The following is a 3830-nucleotide window of genomic DNA, read 5'->3' on the forward strand; positions in this document are numbered from 1 at the left end:
CAGCAGCTGGGGTGCGCAGCACCTGGCGGGGCGAGCGTGGCGTCGTCTCGTGCGCCCACCGGGGCTCGGCACCCGAGCGCCGCGAGCTCCTCGGCGACCCCGCGACGTGGGCGCGGCGCGGCCGGGCGCAGGGCGTCCAGGAGCGCGTCCGCATCGGGGGTGCGCTTGAGCCCGTGGACCCACTGGTCGCGGGCGACGGAGGTGACGACGGTGAGGTCGTGACCGGGCAGGAGGGCGGCCAGCTCGCGCATGAAGGAGGCCGACTCGGCCCCGGCGAGGACGGTGAGGCGCATGGCCGCCATGGTGCCAAAGGGCCCTTCGTCCGGCGTGTCGGGGTCGGCCCCGAGCGCGATCTCGTGATATTTCGGCGTTCGGCTTGACGCGCCCCCGGTCGCAGGACTGTAATTTCACCCATGTCATTCGATCTGGGTGTGGACCTGCCGCTGGAAGACGCTGAAGAGCTCTCCTGGCAGGAGCGTGCACTGTGCGCCCAGACCGACCCCGAGGCGTTCTTCCCCGAGAAGGGCGGCTCGACCCGTGAGGCCAAGAAGGTCTGCCTGACCTGCGAGGTCCGCACGGAGTGCCTGGAGTACGCGCTCGAGAACGACGAGCGCTTCGGCATCTGGGGCGGTCTGTCCGAGCGCGAGCGCCGCAAGCTCAAGAAGCGCGCCTGACGCGCCGGGCCGGGCGCGCACGGCGCGCTCCGGCCTGCCCCGATCGTCCTGCCCCGAGCCCCGTGCCCGTCTGGGCGCGGGCTTGTACGCTCGCCGGGTGTTCGACGAGCCCGATGACCCCCGTTCCTGGCTCGAGGACCCGCCGACGGTGGCGGCCGTCCTGGTCGCGCACGACGGCATGGCCTGGCTGCCCAAGGTGCTGGGCTCGATCGCCACGATGGAGCACGCGCCGACCGCCTGGCACGCCGTCGACGTGGCGTCCACCGACGGCAGCGGCGACCTGCTGCACGTCGCGGGCGAGCGGCCCGGGTCGCGCTCGAGCACCCGGACGACCCGACGCTGGCCATCGGCGTGATCGAGCTCGAGGCCGGCCGGGCGCTGTGCGCGTCCGCGACCAACCGCCGCGCCTGGGGCGAGGGGCTGCACCACGTCCTGGAACGCCCGCACTGGTGCGCCCCGTGCGCGACGTCCGTCGCACCTGGGTCGTGGCCGAGCGGGCCCTCGTGGCCGACGCGCTGGCCACCGCGCTCTTCCTCGCGCCCGCCGACCGGCTGGCCGAGGCCTTCGACTTCGCCGCGCTGGTGGTGACCGCCGACGGGCGGGCCCGGGTGCACGGCGACCTGACCGGGGAGCTGTTCTCGTGAGAGCCGTCCTGACCCGCCTCGACGGCTTGCTCGGCCGCGGCACGATGTACCGCCTGGTGACGGTCGTGCTGGGCGTGCTCGCCGCCTACGCGGTGGTGCTGGCCGCGCTGGAGGAGCTCGACCCGACCATCTTCGCGGTCGGACCGATGCTGCTGAGCCTGCTCGTCCTCGTCGCGTCCGTCGTCGTCACGAGCCTCGTGCTCGCCCTCGCGCTGCGCACCCGCGCGCACGTGGAGTCGTCGGTCATCACCGCGCTCATCCTGTGGTTCCTCTACTGGCCGGCCCAGGACGCCGCCGGGTACGGCTGGCTGGCGCTGGTCGGCGCGCTCGCCGCCGCGTCCAAGTTCGTCCTGGCCTGGCGAGGGCGGCACGTGCTCAACCCGCCGCGGCCGGGGTCGTGCTGGCCGTCCTGCTCGCGGAGGTCACCGGCTGGGCGATCCCGTCGACGGCCTGGTGGGTGGCCAGCGAGCCGCTGTTCTGGCCGGTGCTGGTCGGCGCGCTGCTGATCCTGCACCGGACCCGGCGGCTCCCGATGGGCGCGGTGTTCGTCGTGGTGGCCGCCGCCCTGAGCATCTGGTCGCTCGCTCCGTCGTTCACCGTCATCAGTCAGGCGCCGCCCGGCTCGACGAGCATCTGGTCGATCGTCTTCTACTCCACGCCGATCGTGTTCTTCGCCGGCGTCATGCTGAGCGAGCCGCTGACCCTCTCGCCGCGCCGCTGGCAGCAGCTGGCGCTCGCCGCGCTGGCCGCCGTCCTGTTCAGCTGGCCGCTGTGGACCCAGCGCGCCTTCGACGGCTCGGTCGTCCTGGGCCCGTTCGAGAGCACCTACGAGATCGCCCTGGTGGCCGTCAACGTCGTCGCCTTCCTGCTCGGCCAGCGCGGCGGGGTGCGGCTGGACGTGGTCGACAAGCGGCGCCTCACGCCGGACGTCTGGGAGCTGCGGTTCCGTCCCCAGCGCCCGGTGCGCTTCCGGCCCGGCCAGTACCTCGAGCTCGACCTCACCGGGCACGGCAGCGACCGGCGCGGCACCCGGCGGGCGTTCAGCATCAGCTCGGCCCCCGGCGACGAGCTGACCGTCGCGGTGCGCGTCCCCGAGCGTCCGAGCGCCTTCAAGCGGGCCCTGGTCGGCCTGGACGAGGGCGACGTCGTGCGGGCCACGAGCGTCTCGGGCGACTTCACGTGGCCGCGCACGTCCCGCCCGATGCTGCTGGTCGCCGGCGGCATCGGCATCACCCCGTTCGTCAGCCAGCTGCGTCACCACGCGTGCGACGACGTCGTGCTCGTCTACGGCGTGACCGGTCCCGACGACGTGGCCTACCGCGACGAGCTCGCCGCCACCGGCGCGAGGGTCGTCGTGGTCTCGCCCGAGCGGCCCGACCTCCCCGAGGGCTGGACCTGGGCGCGGGGTGCGTTCGTGACCCGCGAGGTGCTGGACGACCACGTGCCCGACCACCGCGAGCGCACGGTGTACGTCTCCGGGCCGCCGGCGATGGTGCACGCCGTCCGGCGCTTCGTGCCGCGGGCGCGCACCGACTACTTCAGCGGGTACTGACCGACGTCGGGCGGCGCCGCGGCGCGGCATCGCCCAAGATGGACGACGACCACGCCGGCACCGCCGGCGACACGGACGAGCGAGAGGGGCGAGCTGGTGAGCGCACCCGTGCTGCTGGGCGACCGGTACGAGCTGGGGGAGGTGATCGGCAGCGGCGGCATGGCCGACGTCTACCTGGCCAAGGACCAGCTGCTGGGCCGTGAGGTCGCGGTGAAGATGCTGCGCGACCCCGAGCCCGACCCGACCGACCGGGCCCGGTTCATGAGCGAGGCCCGCACGCTCGCCGGCCTCAACCACCCGCACCTCGTCACGCTCCTGGACGCCGGCACGAGCGCCGACCGCCCGTTCCTGGTGATGGAGCTGGTGCGCGGCACGAACCTGGGCGAGGCGACGAAGCGCGGGCCCGTCGCGCCGCGCCGCGCGGCCGAGGTCGGCGTGCAGGTCGCCGAGGCGCTGGCGTACGTCCACGAGGCCGGTGTCGTGCACCGCGACGTCAAGCCCGGCAACGTGCTGCTGCGCGAGGACCGGCGCGTGCTGCTGGCCGACTTCGGCATCGCCCGCCTGGTCGCCGACACCTCCCACCACACGAAGGTCGGCACCACCATCGGCTCGCCGGCCTACTTCTCGCCCGAGCAGGTGCAGGGCCTGAGCGTCACCCCCGCCTCGGACGTGTACTCGCTCGGCCTCGTGCTGCTCGAGGCGCTGACGGGGGAGCGGGCGTACGGGGGCACGCCGACCGAGGCGGCGATGGCGCGCCTGAACCGCGCGCCGGACGTGCCGTCGTCCCTGCCGGCCGGGTGGGTCTCGCTGCTGCAGGCGATGACCCAGCTGGAGCCGGCCCACCGTCCCGAGGCGGCCGTCGTGGTCGAGCGGCTGCGGGCGCTGGCCTCCGGCGCGGACGCCGACGCCACCCAGCTCGCGGACGCCACGCAGGTCGCCGGGGCGACCCAGATGATGACC

The 3830-nt window shown here is 74.3% G+C and carries 7 protein-coding genes; 6 read left to right on the top strand and 1 reads right to left on the bottom strand.

Annotation, left to right across the window (positions count from 1 at the left end; genetic code table 11):
- The coding region (locus AC2W7G_RS11135) for a hypothetical protein (protein ID WP_485868485.1) at positions 1-293 on the bottom strand (293 nt) is incomplete at its 3' end.
- A gap of 120 nt (positions 294-413) precedes the next feature.
- Between AC2W7G_RS11135 and AC2W7G_RS11140 the strand changes: the two genes are divergently transcribed.
- The 6 genes from AC2W7G_RS11140 to AC2W7G_RS11165 form a co-directional block, all read left to right on the top strand.
- Positions 414-674 (top strand): WhiB family transcriptional regulator, encoded by a 261-nt coding sequence (locus AC2W7G_RS11140; RefSeq protein WP_485868486.1) that lies wholly within the window; start codon positions 414-416, stop codon positions 672-674.
- Positions 675-771: 97 nt separating this feature from the next.
- Positions 772-1029 carry a hypothetical protein gene (locus tag AC2W7G_RS11145; RefSeq protein WP_485868487.1) on the top strand — a complete coding sequence of 86 codons (258 nt, stop codon included), beginning with the start codon at positions 772-774 and terminating at the stop codon, positions 1027-1029.
- A 103-nt stretch (positions 1030-1132) separates the two neighbouring features.
- Positions 1133-1318, top strand: coding sequence for a hypothetical protein (locus AC2W7G_RS11150; protein WP_485868488.1), 186 nt, complete (start codon positions 1133-1135; stop codon positions 1316-1318).
- A complete protein-coding gene (locus AC2W7G_RS11155; RefSeq protein ID WP_485868489.1) occupies positions 1315-1824 on the top strand; it encodes a hypothetical protein in 510 nt (169 codons plus the stop codon). The genes AC2W7G_RS11150 and AC2W7G_RS11155 overlap by 4 nt, the downstream gene beginning before the upstream one ends.
- Positions 1716-2870: a ferredoxin--NADP reductase gene (locus tag AC2W7G_RS11160; protein ID WP_485868490.1), complete on the top strand. Its 1155-nt coding sequence runs from the start codon at positions 1716-1718 to the stop codon at positions 2868-2870. The genes AC2W7G_RS11155 and AC2W7G_RS11160 overlap by 109 nt, the downstream gene beginning before the upstream one ends.
- Positions 2871-2966: 96 nt before the next feature.
- Positions 2967-3830, top strand: an 864-nt coding sequence (locus AC2W7G_RS11165; RefSeq protein WP_485868491.1) for a serine/threonine-protein kinase, incomplete at its 3' end; no start/stop codon positions are given.

This window comes from Aeromicrobium sp. PFPM2_SD2, from assembly GCF_057364525.1.